Source organism: Streptomyces sp. NPDC048248, from assembly GCF_043201875.1.
In the GTDB taxonomy this organism is placed as follows: domain Bacteria; phylum Actinomycetota; class Actinomycetes; order Streptomycetales; family Streptomycetaceae; genus Streptomyces.
On record NZ_JBICZL010000028.1, the window covers coordinates 38,264 to 61,855 of the forward strand.

The window sequence follows — 23,592 nt, forward strand, 5'->3', positions numbered from 1 at the left end:
CCGGCATCCGGGTGAAGCCTGCTTCCGCGCTCGGCGGTCGTCCGCACCGCGCAGTCGTCCGCACCGCACAGTAGGCACCGCACCCGCTGGACCGAGGAGGACCGAAGGATGCACCGTACGCGTACCGCGGCCGCCACCGCGCTCGCCGTGGCCCTCACCCTGATTCCCCTGACGGGCATGTCGGGGCCACCGGACAGGACTTCCGCGCCGGTCCCCGCCTCCGCCCGGGACAGCCCGGGGGCCGCCGGCTCCCTCTCCCCCACCCCGCAGTCCGTGCACGCCAGGGACGACCGGGTCACCATCACCCCCACGGTCACCGTCGTCAGCGGCCCGAAGACCGACCGGCCGGCCCTCGACCTCGTCGTGGCGTCCCTGAAGGACGCGGGCGCCGAGAAGGTCGTGCGCGCCGAGCGTGCCCCGGCCGGCCGGCAGCTGAGCGTGTTCGTCGACGGGCCGGGCGCGGCACGGGCCCTGACGGAACTGGGGGCGGGCGAGACCGGCGAACTCCCCGCGCAGGGCTACGCGCTGGCTCTCGGCGAGGGCCGCATCGCCCTGTCCGGCAAGGACGCCACCGGCACGTACTACGCCGCCCAGTCGCTGCGCCAGCTCCTGCCGCACCGCGACCGGCCCGGCGCCCACGTCCGGGGCACCGCCGTGCGCGACTGGCCCGCCACTCCCCTGCGCGGCGTCATCGAGGGCTTCTACGGCACTCCTTGGTCGCACGCGGCCCGCCTGGACCAGCTGGACTTCTACGGCGAGCACAAGATGAACATCTACGTCTACTCGCCCAAGGACGACGCCTATCTGCGGGAGAAGTGGCGCGATCCCTATCCCGCGGACCGACTGGCCGAGATCAAGGAACTGGTGGACCGCGCACGGTCCCGGCACGTCGAGTTCACCTACGCCCTCTCCCCCGGCCTGTCCGTCTGCTACAGCTCCGACGCCGACCTCGCGGCGCTGACCGAGAAGTTCCGCACGCTGTGGGACATCGGCGTACGGACCTTCGCGGTACCTCTCGACGACATCAGCTACACGGACTGGAACTGCGCCGCGGACAAGGACGCGTTCGGTACCGGGGGCGGGGCGGCGGGCACCGCGCAGGCGCACCTGCTCAACCGCGTCAACAAGGAGTTCATCGCCCGGCACCCGGGCGCCGAGCCGCTGCAGATGGTGCCCACCGAGTACTACGACGTGAAGCCGTCGCCGTACAAGAAGGCGCTGGCCACGAAGCTCGACGAGGACGTGCTGGTGGAGTGGACGGGCGTGGGGGTGATCGCGCCGACGATGACCGTCGACCAGGCGCGGCAGGCCCGGGAGGTGTTCGGGCATCCGATCCTCACCTGGGACAACTACCCGGTCAACGACTACGTGACCAACCGGCTGCTGCTCGGCCCGTTCAGCGGCCGGGAGAAGGGGCTGCCGGCACAGCTGGCCGGCATCACCGCGAACCCGATGATCCAGCCCGCCGCCTCCAAGATCGCGCTGCACACCGTCGCTGACTACGCGTGGAACGACCGCGCCTATGACGCACGGGCCTCCTGGGGCGCGGCGATCGAGGAGCTCGCCGGTGGCGACGCCCGCACCGCACGCGCCCTGCGCGCCTTCGCGGACGCCCACTACTCCTCGTCCCTCAACCCTCGGCAGGCTCCCGAACTCGCCGATGCCATCACCGAGTTCGACAAGGAAGGTGACGTGCGACGGCTGGACGGGACGCTGCGCACCCTCCAAGACGCCCCCGGCGTGCTGCGCGACCGGCTGCCCGACCGCGGTTTCGTGGCGGACAGCGGGCCGTGGCTGGATGCGACACGGGCCTGGGGCGCCGCGGCGCGTACGGCACTCCGGCTGATCGAGGCGACACGGGCAGGCGACGACGACACGGCATGGCAACTGCGGCAGCGCATCCCGGCGCTGGTGGAGACCGCCACGTCGTTCGTCTATGTCGATCTGAACGGCAAGAAGATCCCGGTGCTGGTCGCGGACGGGGTGCTGGACACCTTCGTCGAGGATGCGGTCGCCGCGCACGACAAGGCGCTGGGCCTCACCGGCAGGCCCACGGCCTCGACGGACCTGGCCGTCCATCAGGACAACGCCGTCTCCCGCATGACCGACGGCGACGACAGCACCTACTTCTGGAGCGCCGCGGCACCCCGGTCGGGCTCGTCCGTCGGCCTGGACCTGCATGCCGAGCGCCCGCTCGGCACCGTCACCCTGGCGATGGGCAAGAGCGGCAGCCCCGACGACTTCCTCCGGCACGGCGTCCTCGAATACTCCTCGGACCGGAAGAACTGGACGAAGCTGGCCGCCTTCGACGCAACCGCGGAGGTCACGGCCGAGCCGCCGGCCGGGGCCACGGCACGATATGTGCGCGCCCGTGTCACCGAGGCACAGGACAACTGGCTGGTGGTACGGGAGTTCACCGTCGCAGGGGAGAAGCGGGGCACCGTGACCGGCAACCCGCCGGCGGCGGACGACAGCGCGCTGCGGTCGGCGGCGGACGGTGTGGCGGAGAGCGTCTACCGCGCGGCGCGGTCCGCCCGGCCGGGAGAGGCGTTGGAGTTCACACCCGCCGAGCCCAAGGCCGCACGGTCGGTGGTGGTACTGCGGCCGCAGGGCGCGGCCGGGGACGCACGGGTCGAGGTCCGAACGGCCGCCGGCGTGCGGACACTCGGCACGCTGTCCGGTGCGTACACCGCCCTCCCGGCGGGCGACGACGAGATCAGCGCGGTGCGGCTCGTGTGGCCCGGCGGGTCGGTGACGCCACAGGTGAGCGAGGTGATTCTGCGCTGACCCGGCGCCGGATCGTGGGAGCGGGGCCCGGCAGGCCGTCTGCCGGGCCCCGCTCCGGATCGCTCGCCCCGCGTCACACGCCCTGAGCTGCTGTCCTCCGCCTTACTGTGAGCCCTGGCCACCCTCGCACCACCCGCAGGAGACCCGACACCATGGCCCGACCCGCAGACACCGCCCGCCCGACGGCGGCCGCCGTCCTCGACGACGCCGTACGCGCCCTTGCCCCGGACACCGGCACCAACCGGCTGGTCGCGCAGATCGCGGCGGGTCAGGCGCCGCGCGCGGTGTTCACCACCTTCGCCCTGGAACAGCACCAGATCATCGCCGCCGACCGGCTCAGCTTCCAGCACCTGGCGCGCCGGGCCGACGCCGATCCGCCGGTGGCCGACTTCTTCGATCTGCTCGCCGAGGGCGAGGCGCTGGCCCTCAAGCAGCTGGCCGGACTGGCCGACGCCTGTGAACTGACCGACCGGGAGATCTCCGCGTACGAGCCGCGCCCCGGCTGCCAGGCGTACCCGTCCTACGCGGCACGGCTCGCACTCGGCGCGGAGCCGACCGACGTGGTGATCGCGCTGAGCGCCAACTTCGCGGCCTGGGGCGCCTATTGCGGCACGGTCGCCGCGGCGATGCGCGCGCACTACGGCTTCCCGGAATCGGCACTCGGCTTCTTCGCCTTCTTCACCGAGCCGGCCACGGACGTGGCGGAACGGGCCGACGCCGCGCTCCAGCACGGCCTGGACACCGGACAGGCACGTCCGGAGACCGCGCACCGCTACGGGCGGCTGCTCCAGGCGTACGAGCTGATGTTCTGGCACTCCCTCACGGACGGCCCCGCGAGCAGCTCCTGACCCGCGTTGTTCCGTAGCACGCACCGCCCGGCGGCAGCTGGATACGGAGTTCCGGGACATGCGCCCATGGACAGCGGGCGTTCCGGGACGAGGGCTCTCGAAGAAGTGTGGGCACCCCCGGGACCGGGGGTGCCCACCCTGCGATGGTCGTTGCGGCCGAGGCTCAGCCGCCCCACTCCTGGTGGCGGGCGCGCAGCCGCCGCTCCCCCTCGTCGGTCAGCGAGCCGTGCAGCCGCAGCCGCGCGATCCCGCCGTCGGGGTAGATGTCGATCCGGACGTGGGTGACGGCCGGTGCGTCCGCCGGGAGCAGGAACCGGTGGACGGTGTCGGGCTGCAGCCTCGTACGGGGCAGCAGTTCGGTCCACTCGCCATCCGTGCCGTCCCGCCCGAGCAGCCCCGCCCAGCCGGCCGCGTTGCCCTTGAGGTAGCCGGTGTCGATCTCGACCGCGCGGATCACGGCCTGCTCGGTGAGGCGGTAGCGCACCCAGTCGTTGCCGGAACCGCGCCGTCGCCGGGTCTCCCAGCCGTCGTCCATCTTCCGGGAGCGGCCCGGCTGGATGGTGTTGGTGGGCGAGGAGTAGAAGCGGTCCGAGGCATCCTCGACCTGGCCGCCGTTCTCCAGCGCCGCGAGATCGAAGGTGCCGAGCGCGGCCAGCCACTCGGGGGCGGGCACGACCTCGCCGTGGACCCGCAGGCGGGCGACGCCGCCGTCGGGGTGCTGGTTGAGCCGCAGGTGGGTGAAGCGCCGCTCGACGTCGACGGCGAATCCGTTGGCGGCGTGCCCGCCGACGGCCGTGCGGGGCACGAGGGTGGTCCACTCGATGTCGTCGGCGAGGAGTTCCCCGGGCGAGGGGGAGCCGGCGACGCAGGTGCCCTCGACACTCACGGACTGCGGGTAGTTGCCCCGGAAGTGGGCGGTGTCGACGACGATGCCCCGGATCACGCCGGGCGCGCCGAGCCGGATCAGCGCCCAGTCGTGGTCCTCGTCCGTCGGGAAGGGGTGCGTGCCGTCCGCACCGCGGCGGCGCCGGGTCTCCCAACCGTCCATGATCTTGCCCTTGTGGCCGAAGGCCTCGGGGTCGAAGTGGGCGGGCTCGGGCTTGAGGAGGTTCTCGCGCTCGGCGAAGAACTCGTCGTTGGCGGCGATCACGCCCGCCCCCAGCCGCCGGTCCGCGAGATCGGCGAGGTGGGCGAAGGGGAACTCGGCGGTGCGGTGGTCGGCGTACGGGTCACCGCCTCCGAACGGCGCGGCGTCGCCGGTGAAGCGGGGCAGGTCGGCGGTGGTCATGTGCGGTGCGGCCTTTCGAGGAGTTCGCCGGTGGGCTCGGCGAGCGTGGCACCGTCGTTGATCTGCCGGCCGCGCAGCCAGGTGGACCGCACGACGCCGTACAGGGTCTTCCCGGCGTACGCGGTGATCTTGTTGCGGTGCTGGAGGGCGGCCGGGTCGACGGTGAAGGTCTCCTCGGGCGCCAGGACCGCGAAGTCGGCGTCCCTGCCGGGCTCGATGGCGCCCTTGTGGCCGAGACCGACCAGGGCCGCGGGGGCGGTGGCCATCCAGCGCACCACGTCGTCCAGGGTGTGGCCGCGCTCGCGGGCCGCGGTCCAGATGGCCGGCAGGCCGAGCTGGAGGGAGGAGATGCCGCCCCAGGCCGCGCCGAAGTCGGCGGTCTTGAGGTCGGCGGTGGAGGGCGAGTGGTCGGAGACGATGCAGTCGATGGTGCCGTCGGCCAGGCCCTGCCACAGCGCGTCCTGGTTGGCCGACTCACGGATCGGCGGGCAGCACTTGAACTCCGTCGCGCCGTCCGGGATCTCCTCGGCGGTCAGGGTCAGGAAGTGCGGGCACGACTCGACCGTGATCTTGACGCCCTCGGCCTTGGCGGCGGCGATCAGCGGCAGCGCGTCGCTGGAGGACAGGTGCAGTACGTGGACCCGCGCGTCGAGCCGCTTGGCGAGGGCGATCAGACCGGCGATGGCGTCGTCCTCGCTGACCCGGGGACGGGAGGCGAGGAAGTCGGCGTACTTGGGGCCGTGCGGCTCGGGGGCCGCGTCGAGGTGGCCGGGGTCCTCGGCGTGCACGATCAGCAGACCGTCAAAGCCCGCGATCTCGCCGAGGGCTGCGGCCAGTTGCTCCTGGTCGAGCTGCGGGAACTCGTCCACCCCGGAGGGCGAGAGGAAGCACTTGAAGCCGAAGACCCCGGCGTCGAAGAGCGGGCGGAGGTCCTTGACGTTGCCGGGGATGGCGCCGCCCCAGAAGCCGACGTCGATGTGCGCCTTGCTGCGGGCGACCTCGCGCTTGATGTCGAGGTGGTCGACGGTGGTGGTGGGCGGGAGGCTGTTGAGCGGCATGTCCACGAGGGTGGTGATCCCGCCGGCCGCCGCCGCGCGGGTGGCCGTCCAGAAGCCTTCCCACTCGGTACGGCCGGGGTCGTTGACGTGGACGTGGGTGTCCACCAGGCCGGGCAGCAGGACATCGTCACCGACGTCCTCGACCCGCGCCCCGGCGGGGACCTCGGCGTCGTGCGGCAGCACCGCCGCGATCTTCCCGTCCTGGACGGTGACGGACGCGGCACGCGTCCCCTGCGGGGTGACGACGCGCGTGGAGCGCAGCACCAGCTCTACCTCGGACACCGGGTCCCCTTCTCGATTCGTGTCTTCATCGTCGCGTGATGGCGCGTGGGGCGCACGGCCGCCGATGAGCCGTGGAGCCCGCACCGCGGAATCTCGGCTTCAACAGACTGTTGAAGCAGTCTTCACTCCGGACCTCACCCCGTCAAGACCCTTCGGCCGGCACCGGCCGGACGGCCGCCACGGGCGCCTCCGCCACCGCAGGCTCCTGCTCCGCGACGCCCCTGACCTGCGACGTGATGATGTCCTCGGGGACCGGGCCGACAGCGGTCGTCTCCCGTCCGCGGCGCGAGACCAGGGCGTAGAGCCCGCCGGCCAGCCCCATTCCGAAGATCCACGAGAACGGCGCCACCGCGCCGAAGGCGGGCACCAGGGCGAGCGCCGCGGACACCACGGCGGCCGGCAGGAAGGCGACGACGGCCTTCGGGTTGTAGCCCTTGCGGTAGAAGTACTCGCCTGCCCGGTCGGCCGAGAAGAGGGCGTCCACGTCGATCCGCCCGCGCCGGATCAGGTAGTAGTCGACGAGCAGGATGGCGACCAGCGGACCGAGGAAGGCGCCGAGCGCCCCCAGGAAGTACTGGATCACCAGCGCCGAGGAGTACAGCTTCCACGGCATGACGACGATGGCCAGCACCGCCGTGATCATGCCGCCGCGTTTGAAGTTCAGGTACTTGGGCGCGAGGTTGGCGAAGTCGTAGGCGGGCGAGACGAAGTTGGCGACGACGTTGATGCCGATCGTCGCGATGATGAAGGACACCGCCCCGATGACCGTCACGACCGGGTTGTCGATCTTCTCGATCACCTTCACCGGGTCGTAGATCGCCTCACCGAAGACCGAGATGGTGCCGGCCGTGACCAGCACGGCGACCACCGCGAAGGCGGTGAAGTTCACCGGCAGCCCGATCAGATTGCCTCGTCGGTAGGACCGGTGGTCAGGGGTGAAACGCGCGAAGTCCGCGTAGTTGAGGACCAGGGTCAGGAAGGTGGCGACCGTGAGGCTGACCGCGATCAGGCTCTGTTCGACCTGCGCGGAGCCGCTGAGCCCGGTGAGACTGCGGGTCAGCGAGATCCCGCCGTCGGCCTCGGCCACGAGGTACACCGCGAGCGCCAGCACCACGAGCCAGACCACCGGGCCGGTCGCGAAGTCCTGGACCTTGCGGATGAATTCCATGCCGCGGGTCAGCAGAGCGGCCTGCAGCCCCCACATCACCAGGAACGCGATCCAGCCGAGGGTGGACAGCCCCAGCACGGAGTTGTGGTTGTAGGCGTCCAGACCGGGCGCGACCTGGAGCGTCAGCAGCACCACAGCGGTCGAGGCGAGCCAGGTCTGGATGCCGTACCAGGCCACCGCCATCACGGCGCGCAGCAACGCAGGGATGTTGGCGCCGTAGACACCCCAGCTGGCGCGTGCCAGCACCGGATAGGGAACGCCGGTGCGGTGGCCTGCGTGGCCCATGCGGTTCATCAGCCAGTAGACGAGCGAGATGCCGACGAGCAGCGCGAGGAACACCTCCCAGGCCGGCAGACCCAGCACGAACAGGCTTGCGGCGAAGGCGTAGTTGCTGATCGCGTGGGTGTCGGACATCCACAGCGCGAAGATGCTGTACGTGCCCCATTTGCGCTCGGGAGCCGGCGCCAGGTCTTCGTTGTAGAGCCGCGGGTCCGGCTTCGGGGGTGTCGTCACAGGTCCTCCCAGGCAGGTGGGGTGGAGCTTCGGTTATCAGATGCCAGTTATCAGATGTCTGATGTCTAACGTGAAAAATCGGTGTGACAGTTTGCGCCCACGACGCGCTCCGACGGAAGGTGCGCACTCAGCGGCCAGGATCCGATCGCCTTCGGACGCGGCGGCGCGAAGCTGCGGTGGGCGCTCGTGGCGAGGCCGAGTCCGACGACCGCCTCCGCGAACTTCACCGCGGCGGCCACGCCGTCCACCACGGGCACCCCGAGCGCCGCGGCGACCTTCTCCTGGAGCCCGGCCATGCCGCCGCAGCCAAGACAGATCACCTCGGCGCCGGCCGCGACGACCTCGCGCGCGGTCTCGATGATCACCTCGACGGTGCGCGCCTCGTCCTGCTCCAGCTCCAGGACGCCCAGCCCGGTGCCGCGTACCGCGGCGCAGCGCTGGAGCAGACCGGCGGTCAGCAGCCGGTCCTGGATCTGCGGTACGGCGCGGTCGAGCGTGGTGACGATGCCGTAGGCGTGGCCCAGCATCATCGCCATCTGGGCGGCGCTCTCGGTGATGTCCAGGACCGGGACGTCCAGGAGCTCCTGGGCGCCCTCCCTGCCCGGCTCACCGAACCCGGCCATGACCAGCGCATCGAAGGGGGTGTCGAGGGTGGCGAGCCGGTCCAGGACGGCCGCGGCGCTGAGATACCCCTCGAAGTGCCCCTCGATCGATTCGGGGCCCCACAGGGGCTCGGTGGCGACGATGTCGGTGCCGGGCGAGGCGGCCGCGGTGGCGGTGGCGCGGATCGAGGCGGTCATGGAAACCGTGGTGTTCGGGTTCATGACGAGAATGCGCATGACGCTCCAGCGATTTGGAGGATTCCACAGAATGGACAGTAGGTTTCGCGCAGCAGAACGTAGCTACGGCCACTGGCACCGTCAAGGGATCGCGACTAACGCATTGCCGCTCCATGATGCCGGGTCGCTGACCGGCGGGAACGAGTGTGCGAGAGACAGTGTGTCCGCGGAAGGGGACCGGTAGGCTGCTCCGGTCGGGCCCGGCGCCCGCAAAGCCCCAGGGCATGACCCAGCCGAGACCGATCCGCCCCGCCCCGAAAGGAACGCGACGTGCCGCCGTCCAGCGCCAGCACCTCCGCCGCCGAAGCCAAGCCCGCAGGCGCCAGCGGCGGCGTCCAGTCCCTCGAGCGCGCCTTCGACCTGCTGGAGCGGATGGCAGACGCAGGCGGCGAGGTCGGCCTGAGCGAGCTCTCCAGCAGCAGCGGGCTCCCGCTCCCCACCATCCACCGCCTGATGCGCACGCTCGTGGCCTGCGGCTACGTCCGCCAGCAGCCCAACCGCCGGTACGCCCTCGGCCCCCGCCTGATCCGGCTGGGCGAGAGCGCTTCGCGACTGCTCGGCACCTGGGCGCGGCCGTTCCTGGCCCGTCTGGTCGAGGAGACCGGCGAGACCGCCAACATGGCACTGCTCGACGGCGACGAGATCGTCTATGTCGCCCAGGTGCCCTCCCGGCACGCGGTGCGGATGTTCACCGAGGTCGGCCGGCGCGTGCTGCCGCACTCCACCGGCGTGGGCAAGGCCCTCCTGGCCAACCACCCGCCGGAGGAGGTCCGCGCGCTCCTCGGCCGTACGGGCATGCCGGCCGCCACCGAGAAGACGATCACCGACCCGGACGCCTTCCTCGCCTCGCTCGCCGATGTCCGCCGGCTCGGCTACGCCGTCGACGACAACGAGCAGGAGATCGGCGTCCGCTGCTTCGCGGTACCGGTACCCAACTCCCCCACCTCCGCGGCCATCTCCATCTCGGGCCCGACCGGCCGGGTGACGGAGGCGTCGACGGACAAGATCGTGCCGGTGCTCCAGGACGTCGCTGCGCAGCTGTCGGTCGCACTGGCCAACCAGTCGCCGGCCTAGGGCGGCCACCCTCGCCACCGGCGAGAAACCGCCGGGCCGGGAGGCGTACGCCCCCGGCCCGCGGTCTTTTGCGCGCACCCGTTCATCGGCTGCGCGGCAGCTGCCCGAAGCGGTCGATGCCCTCCCGGACCTCGGTCAGCGCCGGCGAGAGGGCGCTGACCGAGCCGACCGCCCCGGCGATCAGCAGCAGCGAACGGCGCAGCCTGGGCACCTCGGGCATCCCATGGCTCACCATCGCGTCCAGTGCGGCCAGTTCGTCATCGGCGGCCGCCCTGTCGGGTAACTCCCCTGGAAGTACGGCCAGTTGGCGGCGCAGGCGGGCAACCGCGCCACGCAGCTCCTCGACCCGCGGGTCATCTTCGACCCCGGTCACTCGCCTCTGTCTCTGTTCCACAACGACGGCGCTCTCCAAGGACGTTGGCCCGTTTCACAATGCGGGACAGTTAACGCCACTCTGTGGTGACCGCGCCATACGGAGAGCGAAAAAATCGGATCACCGTCCGGATACGCGCCGTGCCGCACAGTGCCGTGCCCGTTCCGCGGGCCCTGCCCGGCGGCGGCACCACACGGACGATCCCCGCCCGGCCGGCGAACCGGTCGTGACGGGGATCGTGAGCAGCGGCGGATCGCGCCTGCGGGGCGCGGCCGGCCCGGGTGGTCAGGAGTTCTCTTCGGGCTCCACCGCGTTGCGCCACACCCGCACGTCGACGGTCATGTACTTGCTCGGGGACGACTCGGGCGCGTAGCCCCTGAAGGTGATCAGCGCGACGTGGCCGTAGCTGGTGGTCAGGCACATCTGCGAGCCCTTGCTGAGGCGCTTGGTCAGGATCGTCTCGGTGAACCGGGTGTCGCTGCGGCAGGTGTCCAACGTGCCCTGCTGGCCCGCGTCGAGCAGCACCAGCTTGCCGGTCTGGGTGTCCACCTGGTCGTCGGAGTAGTTGTTGTCCTGGTACGAGAAGTCGATGTCCGAGGAGTTGTCCGCGTTGCTGGGCTTGACCGGCTCTTCGGCCACCGACAGGTGGTACTCGTCGGGCAGGTTGATGCCCTTGAAGTCGACCGGCTCCGGATCCTGCTTCGGGGCCTGGGCGTTGTCGCCCGGCTCGGCCCCGGACGCGCCCGTGGCGCCGTCGCTGGGCGACGGGGTGGCGTCGGTGTTCTTGGTGGTCTTGCCGTCGGCCTGGGAGTTCTTCTTCGCGCCGTCGCCCTTCATGACGTAGTAGACGGCACCGCCGCCCGCGCCCGCGAAAGCCAGCAGACAGACCAGCACCAGGGCGGTCACCAGGCCCTTGCGCTTCTTCTTGGGAGGCTGCGGGGCCGGCATGGCAGTTATCGGGCCGGTGGCACCCGGTCCGCCGGACATCGGCGGGACCGGCGCCGTGCCGGTGGCGGTCGGCGCGTACGCGGCCGGGCCGTAACCGGGCGGCGGGGTCTGCGGCTGGTTCAGCGCCGTCGGCACCTGCTGCACCGGCGGCGGAGTGGGCGGCTGCGCGGGCTGCGTGGGCGGCTGCGGGACGGCGGCCTGGGAGGCCGGCGCCTGCAGCGGTGGCGGCGGGGTCTGCACCGGCGCGGGGGCGGCGGTACGCGTGGTGATGTCCGCGGCGACCGCGGTGGGCAGCCACTCCTCGGGGCGGCGCAGCTGCGTCTGGCCGGATGCCTCGCCGCACAGGGCGATCACCTCGGCGACGGACGGCCGCTCCGAGGGATCCTTGGCCAGGCAGCGGGAGACCAAGTCACGCAGCTCGTCGGGGAGTCCGGTCAGGTCCGGCTCCTCGTGGACGATGCGGTAGAGCACGCCGTGCGAGGTTCCCTCACCGAAGGCGGGGGTGCCGATGGCCGCGTACGCCGCGACCTGACCGAGCGCGAAGATGTCGGTGGCCGGGGTGATGGTGCTGCCCGCGGCCTGCTCGGGGGCCATGAAGGTGGGGGTGCCGACCGTGACGCCGCTGCTGGTGAGCGAGGTGGCGTCGGCGGCGCGCGCGATTCCGAAGTCGATGACCCGCGGGCCGTCCGCGGCCAGCAGGACGTTGGACGGCTTCAGGTCACGGTGCACGATGCCCGCGCCATGGATGACCTGGAGGGCCTCGGCGATACCGGCCACCAGCAACAGCACGGTGGAGACCGGCAGACGGCCGTGTTCGGCGACCGCGGCGGAGAGCGACGGGCCGGGTACGTAGGCGGTGGCGAGCCAGGGGCTGGGGCCCTCGGCGTCGCTGTCGATGACCGGTGCGGTGAACAGACCCTGGACGCGCTGCGCGGACTGCACTTCCTGCTTGAAGCGGCGGCGGAACTCCGCGTCCTCGCTGAACTCCGGGCGGATCACCTTGATGGCGACCGGCCGGCCACCGGGCGTGTAGGAGAGATAGACCTTGCCCATGCCGCCGGCGCCGAGCTTCGCCGAGAGGCGGTAGCCCGCGATCACCCGCGGGTCGTCGCCTTCCAGCGGCTGGAAAATTCCGGACGGGCCCACACTGTTCACCACGACGTCCCCCGACTGAGAAATGGGCCCGTCGTCGACACGACGGCCTCGATATCCGCAACGGGTCAGCACTTTATCCGGACCGGCGCGGCGTGGTGACATCCGTGGCCCGCGAAGTTCGCGCCTTGTCCGAAGAGCCGGTTTCGCGCCCCCTTCGGGCGCGCCCTTCGCGCGTTGCCCACAGTAGGGCTGATTATGCGTCAGACATGCGTTCCCCCTGACACCCGTTGGTGTGGGCGTACGCGATCCGATGCGTAGCGCGGAAGGGGATGGAGCATTCTCCCTTCCGGGGAAATGTCCGGCATATCACTGGATCGGAGACTGTCATGGAGTCCAACAACGGCCCCGAAACCGGCCCGGACCATCGCCGCGTCAGCGTCGTGCAGCTCATCTGCCGGGCGTACGGCCTCTCGGATGCGTCCGAGATCACCGTCGAGCACATATACCGCTACGTCAACGAGCGCCGGCGGGAGGAGGAGAAGGCGCACCACGTCCGCGAGCGGCTGCGCCCGAGGATTCCCCGCCCGCGGGCGGCCGCGGACGACGCGGCGTGACGCCCCTGCGCCGCACACCGCGCGCCGTGCCGCGGGCCGCCGTGCGGTAAGCAGTTCCCATGGCACCCACAACACCGGCCGCACGGCCGGGAATCACGGCACGGACAACGGGGGGCGCCCGGCCGCCCCAGGGGAAGGTGGCCGGGCTGCTGCTCGCCGCGGGCGGCGGACGGCGGCTGGGCGGGCGCCCCAAGGCGCTGCTCGACCACCGGGGGCGGCCGCTGGTCGAGCACGCCGCACGGGTTCTGCGGGAGGGCGGCTGCGGCCCGGTGCACATCGTGCTGGGCGCGGCCGCGGACACCGTGCGCGAGGTCGCCGATCTCGCGACGTACGAGACCTCCGACAACCCCGACTGGGCGCAGGGCATGGGGTCCTCGCTGCGGGTGGGACTGACGGCGCTGGCCGGGTCGGGGGCGGATGCGGTGGTGGTGTCGCTGGTGGACCAACCGGGGATCGGCGCCGCGGCGGTGGCGCGGGTGGTGGCCGCGTACGACGGCGCCGACGCACTGGCGGCCGCGGCGTACGGGGGGCGGCGGGGCCATCCCGTCCTCTTCGGGGCGGCGCGGTGGGCGGACATCGCGGCGAGCGCGGAGGGCGACCGGGGGGCGCGGGACTACCTCCGGCGGCACACCGACGCGATCCGGCTCGTCGAGTGCGCCGATGTGGCCGACGCGTACGACATCGACACCCCGGAGGATCTGCACCGGCTGGAGGGGCCGAGTGCCCGGGATGCGGGTAATGGAGAGTGACCACGATGGCACCCAGAGCCATTCGATCATGACTTCTGTCGACTCGGAGAATCTCGATGTCAACAAACCATTGAAGTTCCGCGATAAGGAAACTACTCTCCACTGGTCAGAAGCGCCCTGAATCCAAACGGCGCCCGCGACCGTATCTCGGAGCCCGCGGCACCCCGTGCCGCTCGGGCGCCCCGGCGGCCGCCAGGCACCGCCGCTGAATGGAGTGACAGCTCATGTCCGCACCAGCGCCGTCCCCGCTGGCCATCGTCGAAGTCGACCCCGACAACACCCCTGCACGGCAGGGCGAGGTCCTCACCGACGCCGCACTCGCCTTCGTGGCCGAGCTCCACCGGCGGTTCACCCCGCGCCGCGAGGAGCTGCTCGCCCGCCGCGCCGAGCGCCGGGCGGAGATCGCCAGGACCAGCACGCTGGACTTCCTCCCGGAGACCGCGCGGATCCGCGCGGACGACAGCTGGCGGGTCGCCGGCGCGCCCGCCGCGCTCGACGACCGCCGGGTGGAGATCACCGGCCCCACCGACCGCAAGATGACGATCAACGCGCTCAACTCGGGCGCCAAGGTCTGGCTCGCCGACTTCGAGGACGCCTCGGCTCCCACCTGGGAGAACGTCGTCACCGGGCAGCTCAACCTGATCGACGCCTACGAGCGCCGGATCGACTTCACCGACCCCCGCTCCGGCAAGTCCTACGCGCTCAAGCCCGCCGAGGAGCTCGCCACCGTCGTGATGCGGCCGCGCGGCTGGCACCTCGACGAGCGCCACCTGCAGTTCGAGGGCCAGGCGGTCCCCGGCGCGCTGGTCGACTTCGGCCTGTACTTCTTCCACAACGCGCAGCGTCTGCTGGATCTCGGCAAGGGCCCGTACTTCTACCTGCCGAAGACCGAGTCGCACCTGGAGGCCCGCCTCTGGAACGAGATCTTCGTCTTCGCCCAGGACTACGTCGGCATCCCGCAGGGCACGGTGCGCGCCACCGTCCTGATCGAGACCATCACCGCCGCGTACGAGATGGAGGAGATCCTCTACGAGCTGCGTGAGCACGCGTCCGGCCTCAACGCGGGCCGCTGGGACTACCTCTTCTCCATCGTCAAGAACTTCCGTGACGGCGGCGCCAAGTTCGTCCTGCCGGACCGCAACGCGGTGACGATGACCGCCCCGTTCATGCGGGCGTACACCGAACTCCTCGTCCGCACCTGCCACAAGCGCGGCGCACACGCCATCGGCGGTATGGCCGCCTTCATCCCCAACCGCAAGGACCCCGCCGCCAACGAGCAGGCCCTGGCCAAGGTGAAGAACGACAAGGACCGGGAGGCCGGCGACGGCTTCGACGGCTCCTGGGTGGCCCACCCCGACCTGGTGCCCATCGCCCGCGCCTCCTTCGACGCCGTCCTCGGCGACAAGCCCAACCAGAAGGACCGGCTGCGCGAGGACGTCGACGTCAAGGCCGCGGACCTGATCGCGATCGACTCGCTGGACGCCAAGCCCACCTACCAGGGCCTGGTCGACGCAGTGCAGGTCGGCACCCGCTACATCGAGGCATGGCTGCGCGGCCTGGGCGCCGTCGCCATCTTCGGCCTGATGGAGGACGCCGCCACCGCGGAGATCTCCCGTTCGCAGATCTGGCAGTGGGTGGACGCCGGCGTCGTCTTCGAGAACGGCGAGAAGGCGACCGCGGACCTGGTGCGCACCGTCGCCGCCAAGGCCCTGGCCGACATCCGCACCGAGGTCGGCGAGGACGCGTTCACCGCCGGCAAGTGGCAGCAGGCGCACGACCTGCTGCTCCAGGTGTCCCTCGACGCGGACTACGCGGACTTCCTGACGCTGCCCGCCTACGAGCTGCTCGGCTGATACGCGCCGGGTCCGGCGGGAGCCGGATCCGGCACACCGAAAGGCCCCGGCCCGCACCGGCCGGGGCCTTTTCGGCGCGCGGTTTCATGAGAGGCTGAGATCTCGGGCTCCATTCCTGCTCACCCTTGTTGAGGCATGATGCGCGTCACCATTGCCGGCGTTTTCTTCTATCTCCAGGCGAGCGAGGTGGAGCAGAAGATGAGCACGGTCGAACCGGAGCCGATCGACGGGGACTCCGTCGTGGTCGGCACCACCGCCTACCCCGTCAAGCAGGTCGGCCGGATCGTCACCGGCCAGGACCCGCGGGACTTCAGCACGGGTGAGATCGTCCGGGCGCTGCGGCAGCTCGGCTTCACCTGCAAGCCCCGCCCGACCGCTCCGGAGCCGACTCCCTTCCTCTGACCGGACGGGCATGCTCGCCCGCCCCGGCCACGCCCCGCTCTCCGGGCCCGACGAAGGCGCCGGCACCCGCGCGCCGGCCACCGCGTCCCGCGCGGTCAGCCGATCACCGCGCCCAGCGCCACGAAGCCGCAGATGAGAGCGGAGAGGACGGCCAGCAGTGGCCAGACGAAGCGCAGATACTTGTCATAGCCGACCTTTGCCAGGGAGATGCCTCCCATGATGACGGCGGTGGTGGGGACCCACAGGTTCATCCATCCGCTGGCGGCCCCCCAGGCCGTCACCACCACCGCCCGGGACACCCCCGCGAAGTCGGCGAGCGGCGCGAGGATCGGCATCGCGAGCGTGGCGTGGCCCGAAGTGGACGGGATCAGGAACGCCAGCGGCAGATTCACCACGAACACCATGATTCCGAAGAGTGCCGACGGGGTGCCGGAGACCGCGCCCTCCATCGAGTGCAGCACGGTGTCGGTGATCTTCGAGTTGTTCATGATGACGGTGACGCCGCGGGCGAGCACGATCACCAGCGCGGGCGCCATGAAGTCCGCCGCGCCCTGGACGAAGGTGGCGCTGATCCGCTGCTCGCCCATCCGCGCGAGCAGCCCGACCAGCACCGCGGCCACCACGAAGAGGGCCGCCAACTGCGGGAATGACCAGCCGAGTTCGAAGCCGTACAGCGCGGCGTCGGCGTCACCGGTGAGCGCGCCCGCCCAGGGGATCACCGAGAAGATCATGAAGGCGAAGACCAGGGCCACCGTCACCAGGATCGTGATGTGCAGTCCGGTCAGCGCGGGCGGTTCCTCGGCCCGCGCCGCCGTCCGCGCCTGCTCGCGGTCCCCGGGCAGGAAGCCGCACAGGGAGCGGCCGGGGTCGGCGCGCACCCGGCGCGCATAGCGGACCACGTACGCGATGGTGACCGCGGTCAGCACCACCCACATCGCGAAGCGCAGCGCGATGCCGTCGCCCAGGGAGATCTCCGCGGCCGAGGAGGCGACGCCGGTGGCGAACGGGTTGACGGTGGAGCACAGCACGCCGACGCCGGCACCGAGGATGATCGTGCCGGTGGCGACCAGCCGGTCGAAGCCGAGCGCGAGCATCAGCGGCACGATCAGTCCGTAGAAGCCGAGCGTCTCCTCGGCGAAGCCCTCGACGGTGCCCAGCAGCGAGAAGAGCGCCATCACGCCGACGATCAGCAGCGGGCCGCGGTCGCGCAGTCGGTGGGCGAGGCGGCCGATCCCCCGGTCGAGGGCGCCGGTGGCGAACACCACGGTGATGAAGGCGCCGATGGCCAGGACGAAGAGGAACACCCCGGCGCTGCCGTACAGTTCGCCGCTCAGATCGGGACCGACCTGCCCGGTGCGGTCGTCCTTGATGCCGTACAGACCGTTGACCGGGGCGAGGAAGAGGTCGTCGAGCCGGTCGAGGAAGGTCTGGTCGGACGGCTCACGGTGGTAGGTGCCCTGGAGGGGGCTGCCGTCGCCGTCCCGCTCGTAGGTGCCCGTGGGGATGACGAACGCCAGGATCCAGACGGCGAGGGTGACGGCGGCCAGCACGGTGAGCGCGCTGGGGAAGGTGAACCGCCGCTTTTCGGGCGGCTCTTGGGCGGGTGTCGCGGGCGGCCCATCGGCGGGCGGCACCGGGCCGTGCGTCCGCGGCTGCGTCATCCGGCTCGTCCGGGACGGTACGCCGCGGCGTACTCGGCCAGGAAGGCCGCCTCGGCGAGCAGCGCGCCGCGCAGTTCGGACAGCAGTACGCGCTCATCGGGGCCGTGCAGGTTGCACCGGTTGTCCTCGGCGCCGAAGAGCAGGACCTCGGCGTCGGGCACCGCCGCGGCAAGGCCGTTGACCAGCGGGATGGAGCCCCCGCTCGCGGAGTGCACGGGATCTGCGCCCCAGGCACGGCGCAGCGCGGTACGGGCGGCACGGTAGGCGGGGCCGGTGGTGGCGGCCTCGTAGCCGGGGCCTGCCTCCCCCGGGGTCACGGTGAGCGGGATGCCGAAGGGCCGCACCCGTCGTAGGTGGCCGGCGAGTGCGTCGAGCGCTTCCCTGGGGTCCTGCCGGGGGTGGACACGGAGGTTGAGCTTGGCGCGGGCGTAGGGGACGACGGCGGAGGCGGCATTCGCGACGGGCGGCGCGTCCAGGCCGATGACCGTGATGGCCGGACCGGACCACAGGCGTTCGCCGAGGCTGCCGGTGCCGATGAGCGGCGTTCCGTGCGGGACGCCCGCCAGCTCGCGGAATTCGTCGTCGGTCAGGGTGGCGCCGGCCCACGGCTCACGGCGCAGGCCCTCGACGGCCACATCGCCATGGACGTCGTGGAGGGTCCCGAGGGCCTTGAGGAGGACGAGCAGCGCGTCGGGGGCGGGGCCGCCGTACTGACCGCTGTGCACGGCGGCAGGCAGGGTGCGGACCTCGACGAGCACTTCGGCGGCGCCGCGCAGCGCGGTGGTGAGCGTGGGGGTGCCGGGGCGGATGTTGCCCGTGTCGGCGATCACCATCGCGTCGCAGGCGAACAGATCGGGGTCGGTGGGCGGGTAGTCGTCGAAGGCGCTGCCGTACTCCTCCTGCCCCTCGAAGATGATGTTGATGCCGACCGGGGGCCGTCCCCCGTACGCCCGCAGGGTGCCGATGTGGACCATCAGGTTGGCCTTGTCGTCCGCGATGCCACGGGCTCGGATGCCGCCCTCGAAGTCGGTGGGCTCGAAGGGCGGCGAGGTCCAGTGCCGCTCGTCGCCCGGCGGCTGCACGTCGTAGTGCCCGTAGAGCAGGACGGTCGGGGCATCCGGGGTCGGCGGCGGGATGCCGGCGGTGATGACCGGCGCGGTGCCGGGGAGGTTCAGCTCGCCGATGTCCGCCACACCCGCGTCCCGGAGCAGGGCGACGAGCAGGTCGCGAGCCTGGAGGACGGGCTCGGGCGAGAAGCCGGGAAAGGCGATCGAGGGGATGGCCGCGAGCCGCTTGAGGTCGGCGCACACCCCGTCCATCAGCGCGTCGACAGTGGTCTCCAGAGCGGCGGCGTCCTTGCGGGCGCGACCGCCGGGGCCATGGGCTTCCTGGTTCACCGCGGAACCCCTCTCCGTGGCGCCGCCGACGGGCGCACTTGACACTATTTCAGGGCCAATGCAGCATAACGGCTATATCGCTCCTTGCTGCGTCGCCGGACGGGCGTCGCCGGGCGGGCATCCGGGAACGGGGGCTGCCCACCGGGGTCACCTGTCGGGCGACATGGCCACCACACCTCGGAGCGACGACATCCATCCCGGGAACCTCAGGCGACGGGACGTCAACTCACCTTCTTGTGGCGCGACTTGATGGTTGCGGCGCAACGCACGCGCGCGGCACCATCGCACGGGCCGGGCGGCCGCCCGCCGTCGACGGACACGGAGGGTCGCCGCACCCCCGCTACTATGTTTGTAGTAAGCGGACCGGACCTGATCGAGCGCGGCAAAGGAGCGGATGGCGTGGCACGACGGCGGGAGCAGGTGCTGGACGCGGCCGTTGACGTACTGGGAGCCGAGGGTTCCCGGCGGCTGACGTACCAGGCCGTGGACAGCGCGGCATGCGTCCCCACCGGCACCACATCCAACTACTTCCGCAACCGCACCGCCCTGATCGACGGCATCGTCGACCACCTCCAGGCCCTGGAGCGGCGCGAGTGGGAGTCCTTCGCGGCGGGCGTCGACCCGGTCGACCTCGGTGAGCTGGCCGAGGCGATGGCCGCGTTCGCCCGGCACACCACCGGCCCGGGACGCGCCAGGACCGCCGCGCGCTTCGCCCTCTTCCTGGAGTCGTCGGCCCGCCCCGAACTGCGTGCGCCCCTCTCCCGCGGGCGGGAGGCGGTGCTGGTCTGGAGTGCCGCGTGGGTGCGCCGGTTCGGCTCGTGCGACCCGGAGCGCCACGGCCGGATCCTGCTGGACCACCTCGACGGCGTCGTACTGCACCAATTGGCCTTCCCGGACGAGGATTTCGACCCGGCCCCCGACATCCGGCAGCTGCTGACCGGACTGCTGGGCTGAGGCGTCCCGGCTGCGCACCGCGCAGGGAGCGCCCCCCGTGCGGCACGTCGGGTGCACCTTGCCGGCCGGCGTCCCGGCCCACCTGCGACGCGACCGGCGATCCGCTCGCCGCGCCTCACCCCGTGTGGTGAAGTGGCGCCGATGACGACTCATGACAGCGACAGACGGGCGGCCGCCTACCGCGCCGCGTACGACGAGCAGCTGCGCGCCCGCGGTTTCGCGCCGGGCCGGCAGGGCTCCGCACGCGTCGGGCCGGTTCTGCGCAAGGCCCATCCGGGGCAGGGCGGTCTGATCCTCTATCGCGATCTGGGCGGCCTGGACGGCACCGAGCTGGACGCCTTCATCGCGGCCCAGCGCGATCACTTCGCGGCGCTGGGGCAGCCGGTCGAGTGGAAGTACCACGGCCATGACCTGCCCGCCGATCTGCCCGAGCGGCTGGTGGCCGCCGGCTTCGCCCCCGGTGAGCCGGAGACGGTGCTCATCGGCGAGGCCGCGGAGGTCGCGGCCGAGCCCCGGCTCCCGGAGGGCGTACGGCTGCGCGAGGTCACCACACGGGCCGACTTCGACCGCATCCGGGTGCTCGCGGAAGAAGTCTGGGGCGACGACTGGGGCTGGCTGCCGCCGGCGCTCGCGGAGTGGGTGTCGGGTGCCGGCGACCCCTGCACCGTCCTGGTCGCCGAGTCGTTGGCCGGCGAGGCGGTGAGCGCCGCCTGGATCCGCTTCCACACCGGCACCGACTTCGCCTCGCTGTGCGGCGGTTCCACGCTCCCCAACTGGCGCGGCCACGGCGTCTACCGGGCCCTCGTCGGCGCGCGGGCGGCGCTCGCCGCGCGGCGGGGCTATCGCTACGTCCAGGTCGACGCGCTGGAGACCAGCCGCCCGATCCTCGTCCGGCTCGGACTGGTCGCGGCAGCCACGACCACGCCGTACGTCTGGCGGCCCGGCAGCGGGAACTGACTCACGCCCCCGGCACACACTCAAAGGCGCGCGGAGCGGCCGGAGTTGGCAACGCCTGACGGGTATACGTCCCTCATCAAGTCTGGTAGGAAAGCTTCCTAACGATTGGTGACCCCCCACGCCCCACTCCGAACCGGAGGACTCCATGCGCATCCGATCGATAGCCGGAGCCATGCCCAGGACCGCCGTCCGCGTCACCCTCGGCCTCGCCCTGCTCGCCGTACCGGCAACCGCCGTCGCCACCTCGGCCATCCCCGCCGACGAGGCACCTGCCGGGGCACACTCCGCACCGCATCACGCGCGCGCCGCGGCCGGCCTCGACGACCCGGCGAAGAAGGAGATCGCCATGCAGCTGGTCTCCAGCGCCGAGAACTCCTCGCTGGACTGGAAGGCGCAGTACAAGTACATCGAGGACATCGGCGACGGCCGCGGCTACACCGGCGGCATCATCGGCTTCTGCTCCGGCACGCACGACATGCTGGAACTGGTCGAGCTCTACACCCAGCGCGAGCCGGGCAACGTCCTGGCCAAGTACCTCCCCGCACTGCGTGAGGTCGACGGCAGCGACTCGCACGAGGGCCTGGACCCCGGCTACACCGCGGACTGGAAGAAGGCCGCCGCCGACCCCGCGTTCCGAAAGGCGCAGAACGACGAGCGCGACCGCGTCTACTTCAACCCCGCGGTCAAGCGGGGCAAGGCCGACGGGGTGGGAGTGCTCGGCCAGTTCGCCTACTACGACGCGATCGTGATGCACGGGGACGGCGACGACAGCACCAGCTTCTCCAGCATTCGCGAGCGCGCCCTGGCCAAGGCGAAGCCGCCCGCCCAGGGCGGCGACGAGAAGACGTACCTGAACGCCTTCCTCGACGCCCGTGTCTGGGCGATGAAGCAGGAGGAGGCGCACAGCGACACCAGCCGCGTCGACACCGCGCAGCGGGTGTTCCTCGACAAGGGCAACCTCGCGCTGGACACGCCGCTCGACTGGAAGGTCTACGGCGACAGCTACCACATCGGCTGACGTCGCCCGCGGACCGCACCACGGGCCCGCCCACCGCCAAGGTCAACGGCCCGTAACGGAACGGTGGTTGCCGTTCCGTTACGGGCCGCCCGCCGTGCCGCGTCAGTGCGCGGGGGCACTCGCCGGCTCGGCGGAGTCCGCCTCACCGCGGCGGGGCTGCGGCGGGATCTCCACCTCGCCATGGCCACCGCCGGCCTCCGCGTCGAGCGGGTCCGGCTCCGCGTCCGCCCGGCCGCCGAAGTGGTTGAAGGCGAGGTTCAGGACGATGGCGACGAGGCAGCCGGTGCTGATGCCGGAGTCGAGCACGACCAGCATGTCCTTGGGGAAGGCGTGGTAGAAGTCCGGCGCCGCGATGGGGATCAGGCCGATGCCGACGGCCGCAGCGACGATCAGCGCGTTCTCGCCCTTCTCCATCGCCGCGGACGCCAGCGTCTGGATACCGCTCGCCGCGACCGAACCGAAGAGCACGATGCCGGCGCCGCCCAGGACCGGCAGCGGGACCAGCGAGATGACCGAAGCGGCCACCGGGCACAGGCCCAGCACGATCAGGATCAGGCCGCTGGTCGCCACGACGAAGCGGCTGCGCACCTTGGTCATCGCGACCAGACCGATGTTCTGGGCGAAGGCACTGTTGGCGAAGCCGTTGAAGAGCGGGCTGATCGCCGTGCCGAGGGTGTCGGCGCGCAGTCCGCCCTCGATGGTCCGCTCGTCCGCCGGACGGTCGACGATCTTGCCCAGGGCGAGCATGTCGGCCGTCGACTCGGTCATACAGACCAGCATCACGATGCACATCGAGACGATGGCGGCGATCTGGAACTGCGGCGCACCGAAGTGGAAGGGCGTCGGGAAGCCGACGATGTCGGCGTCGGTGATGGCGGAGAAATTGGTGATGCCGACGGGTATCGCGATCAAGGTGCCGGCTATCAGTCCGAGCAGAATGGAGATCTGCTGGAGGAAGCCGCGCAGCACCCGCCGCAGCACCAGCACGATCAGGAAGGTCAGCGCCGCCATTCCGATATTCGTCAGTGAACCGTAGTCCGGGGCCCGGTCGTTGCCGCCCTGGGACCAGTTGAAGGCCACCGGCAGCAGCGAGACGCCTATCAGGGTGATGACGGTGCCGGTGACCACCGGCGGGAAGAACCGTACGAGCTTGGAGAAGTAGGGGGCGAGCAGGAATCCCAGCACACCGGCGACGATCACCGCGCCGAAGATGATCGGCAGCGCGTTCTCGGGGCTCTCCGCCTTGCCGATGGCGATCATCGGCGTGACACCGGCGAACGAGACGCCGTTGACGAACGGCAGCTTCGCGCCGACCTTCCAGAAACCCAGCGTCTGCAGCAGCGTGGCGATGCCCGCCGTGAAGAGGCTGGCGCCCATCAGGAACGCGGTCTCGGTGGGACTCAGCCCGCAGGCGGGTCCCACGATCATCGGCGGGGCCACCACGCCCGCGTACATCGCGGCCACGTGCTGGAGGCCGCTGGTGAACATCTTGAAGGGCGGGAGGGTCTCGTCGACCGGGTGCTTCCGGTCCCCCTCCGGCTTCTGCCCGGGGTTTGCGGCCACTGCGGGCCTCCTGTCGATTTCTGCGCCGACGGGGCCGGCGACGCGAGGCTGTCACGGAGGGCGTGCGTTGTGGTGCGGTGGTGCGAGAAGCCGCGCTCGTGGGCGGTGCTGCGGTGCGGCTGCGCTTGTGGCGCGAGGCCGGCGGTGGGGC

General features: G+C 71.5%; 19 protein-coding genes. 10 read left to right on the forward strand and 9 right to left on the reverse strand.

From position 1 onward, the window contains the following. Positions 1 to 108 precede the first annotated feature (108 nt). Together ACGFZW_RS35875 and ACGFZW_RS35880 are read left to right on the forward strand one after the other, a co-directional pair. Positions 109 to 2,787, forward strand: coding sequence for a beta-N-acetylglucosaminidase domain-containing protein (locus ACGFZW_RS35875; protein WP_393897519.1), 2,679 nt, complete (start codon positions 109 to 111; stop codon positions 2,785 to 2,787). 152 nt (positions 2,788 to 2,939) lie between these two features. Continuing rightward, positions 2,940 to 3,635 (forward strand): transcriptional regulator, encoded by a 696-nt coding sequence (locus ACGFZW_RS35880; RefSeq protein ID WP_393897520.1) that lies wholly within the window; start codon positions 2,940 to 2,942, stop codon positions 3,633 to 3,635. Positions 3,636 to 3,798: 163 nt separating this feature from the next. Here ACGFZW_RS35880 and alc read toward each other — a convergent pair whose 3' ends face one another. The 4 genes from alc to ACGFZW_RS35900 all read right to left on the reverse strand — a co-directional run bounded on the left by alc (position 3,799) and on the right by ACGFZW_RS35900 (position 8,783). Continuing rightward, entirely contained in the window at positions 3,799 to 4,923 is a 1,125-nt protein-coding gene (alc, locus tag ACGFZW_RS35885) for an allantoicase (protein WP_393897521.1), read from the reverse strand. Next, a complete protein-coding gene (gene allB, locus ACGFZW_RS35890; RefSeq protein WP_393897522.1) occupies positions 4,920 to 6,263 on the reverse strand; it encodes an allantoinase AllB in 1,344 nt (447 codons plus the stop codon). Before allB ends, alc begins: the two co-directional genes overlap by 4 nt. A gap of 142 nt (positions 6,264 to 6,405) precedes the next feature. Further along, positions 6,406 to 7,944, reverse strand: a complete 1,539-nt coding sequence (locus ACGFZW_RS35895) for an NCS1 family nucleobase:cation symporter-1 (RefSeq protein ID WP_393897523.1) — start codon at positions 7,942 to 7,944, stop codon at positions 6,406 to 6,408. 65 nt (positions 7,945 to 8,009) lie between these two features. After that, positions 8,010 to 8,783 carry an aspartate/glutamate racemase family protein gene (locus tag ACGFZW_RS35900; RefSeq protein WP_393897524.1) on the reverse strand — a complete coding sequence of 258 codons (774 nt, stop codon included), beginning with the start codon at positions 8,781 to 8,783 and terminating at the stop codon, positions 8,010 to 8,012. A gap of 270 nt (positions 8,784 to 9,053) precedes the next feature. On the opposite strand from ACGFZW_RS35900, the gene ACGFZW_RS35905 reads away from it, so the two are divergent. Next, on the forward strand, positions 9,054 to 9,857 hold the full coding sequence (locus ACGFZW_RS35905) for an IclR family transcriptional regulator (RefSeq protein WP_393897525.1): 804 nt from the start codon (positions 9,054 to 9,056) through the stop codon (positions 9,855 to 9,857). Between the two features lie 82 nt (positions 9,858 to 9,939). On the opposite strand, the gene ACGFZW_RS35910 is transcribed toward ACGFZW_RS35905, so the two are convergent. Together ACGFZW_RS35910 and ACGFZW_RS35915 are read right to left on the reverse strand one after the other, a co-directional pair. Next, complete coding sequence (locus ACGFZW_RS35910; RefSeq protein ID WP_393897526.1) at positions 9,940 to 10,230, reverse strand: DUF5955 family protein; 291 nt, start codon at positions 10,228 to 10,230, stop codon at positions 9,940 to 9,942. A gap of 285 nt (positions 10,231 to 10,515) precedes the next feature. After that, positions 10,516 to 12,336, reverse strand: coding sequence for a serine/threonine protein kinase (locus ACGFZW_RS35915; protein WP_393897527.1), 1,821 nt, complete (start codon positions 12,334 to 12,336; stop codon positions 10,516 to 10,518). Between the two features lie 323 nt (positions 12,337 to 12,659). Here ACGFZW_RS35915 and ACGFZW_RS35920 point away from each other — a divergent pair, with 323 nt between their 5' ends. The 4 genes from ACGFZW_RS35920 to ACGFZW_RS35935 all read left to right on the forward strand — a co-directional run bounded on the left by ACGFZW_RS35920 (position 12,660) and on the right by ACGFZW_RS35935 (position 15,891). After that, on the forward strand, positions 12,660 to 12,887 hold the full coding sequence (locus ACGFZW_RS35920) for a hypothetical protein (RefSeq protein WP_393897528.1): 228 nt from the start codon (positions 12,660 to 12,662) through the stop codon (positions 12,885 to 12,887). A 137-nt stretch (positions 12,888 to 13,024) separates the two neighbouring features. Then, on the forward strand, positions 13,025 to 13,636 hold the full coding sequence (locus tag ACGFZW_RS35925) for an NTP transferase domain-containing protein (protein ID WP_393897545.1): 612 nt from the start codon (positions 13,025 to 13,027) through the stop codon (positions 13,634 to 13,636). Positions 13,637 to 13,860: 224 nt separating this feature from the next. After that, on the forward strand, positions 13,861 to 15,489 hold the full coding sequence (gene aceB, locus ACGFZW_RS35930) for a malate synthase A (RefSeq protein WP_393897529.1): 1,629 nt from the start codon (positions 13,861 to 13,863) through the stop codon (positions 15,487 to 15,489). A 135-nt stretch (positions 15,490 to 15,624) separates the two neighbouring features. Then, positions 15,625 to 15,891, forward strand: a complete 267-nt coding sequence (locus ACGFZW_RS35935; RefSeq protein WP_393897530.1) for an SCO5918 family protein — start codon at positions 15,625 to 15,627, stop codon at positions 15,889 to 15,891. Positions 15,892 to 15,986: 95 nt separating this feature from the next. Here ACGFZW_RS35935 and ACGFZW_RS35940 read toward each other — a convergent pair whose 3' ends face one another. Next, positions 15,987 to 17,552: a YfcC family protein gene (locus tag ACGFZW_RS35940; protein ID WP_393897531.1), complete on the reverse strand. Its 1,566-nt coding sequence runs from the start codon at positions 17,550 to 17,552 to the stop codon at positions 15,987 to 15,989. Further along, positions 17,549 to 18,949: a M20/M25/M40 family metallo-hydrolase gene (locus ACGFZW_RS35945; RefSeq protein WP_393897532.1), complete on the reverse strand. Its 1,401-nt coding sequence runs from the start codon at positions 18,947 to 18,949 to the stop codon at positions 17,549 to 17,551. Before ACGFZW_RS35945 ends, ACGFZW_RS35940 begins: the two co-directional genes overlap by 4 nt. Positions 18,950 to 19,348: 399 nt before the next feature. Between ACGFZW_RS35945 and ACGFZW_RS35950 the strand changes: the two genes are divergently transcribed. The 3 genes from ACGFZW_RS35950 to ACGFZW_RS35960 all read left to right on the forward strand — a co-directional run bounded on the left by ACGFZW_RS35950 (position 19,349) and on the right by ACGFZW_RS35960 (position 21,878). Then, the gene (locus ACGFZW_RS35950) at positions 19,349 to 19,903 is read left to right on the forward strand and encodes a TetR/AcrR family transcriptional regulator (protein ID WP_393897533.1); all 555 of its coding nucleotides are present in this window, start codon (positions 19,349 to 19,351) and stop codon (positions 19,901 to 19,903) included. A gap of 141 nt (positions 19,904 to 20,044) precedes the next feature. Further along, a complete protein-coding gene (locus ACGFZW_RS35955; protein ID WP_393897534.1) occupies positions 20,045 to 20,860 on the forward strand; it encodes a GNAT family N-acetyltransferase in 816 nt (271 codons plus the stop codon). A 145-nt stretch (positions 20,861 to 21,005) separates the two neighbouring features. Then, positions 21,006 to 21,878, forward strand: a complete 873-nt coding sequence (locus tag ACGFZW_RS35960) for a chitosanase (RefSeq protein ID WP_393897535.1) — start codon at positions 21,006 to 21,008, stop codon at positions 21,876 to 21,878. A 102-nt stretch (positions 21,879 to 21,980) separates the two neighbouring features. Here ACGFZW_RS35960 and ACGFZW_RS35965 read toward each other — a convergent pair whose 3' ends face one another. Next, the gene (locus ACGFZW_RS35965) at positions 21,981 to 23,441 is read right to left on the reverse strand and encodes a nucleobase:cation symporter-2 family protein (RefSeq protein ID WP_393897536.1); all 1,461 of its coding nucleotides are present in this window, start codon (positions 23,439 to 23,441) and stop codon (positions 21,981 to 21,983) included. Positions 23,442 to 23,592 lie beyond the last annotated feature (151 nt).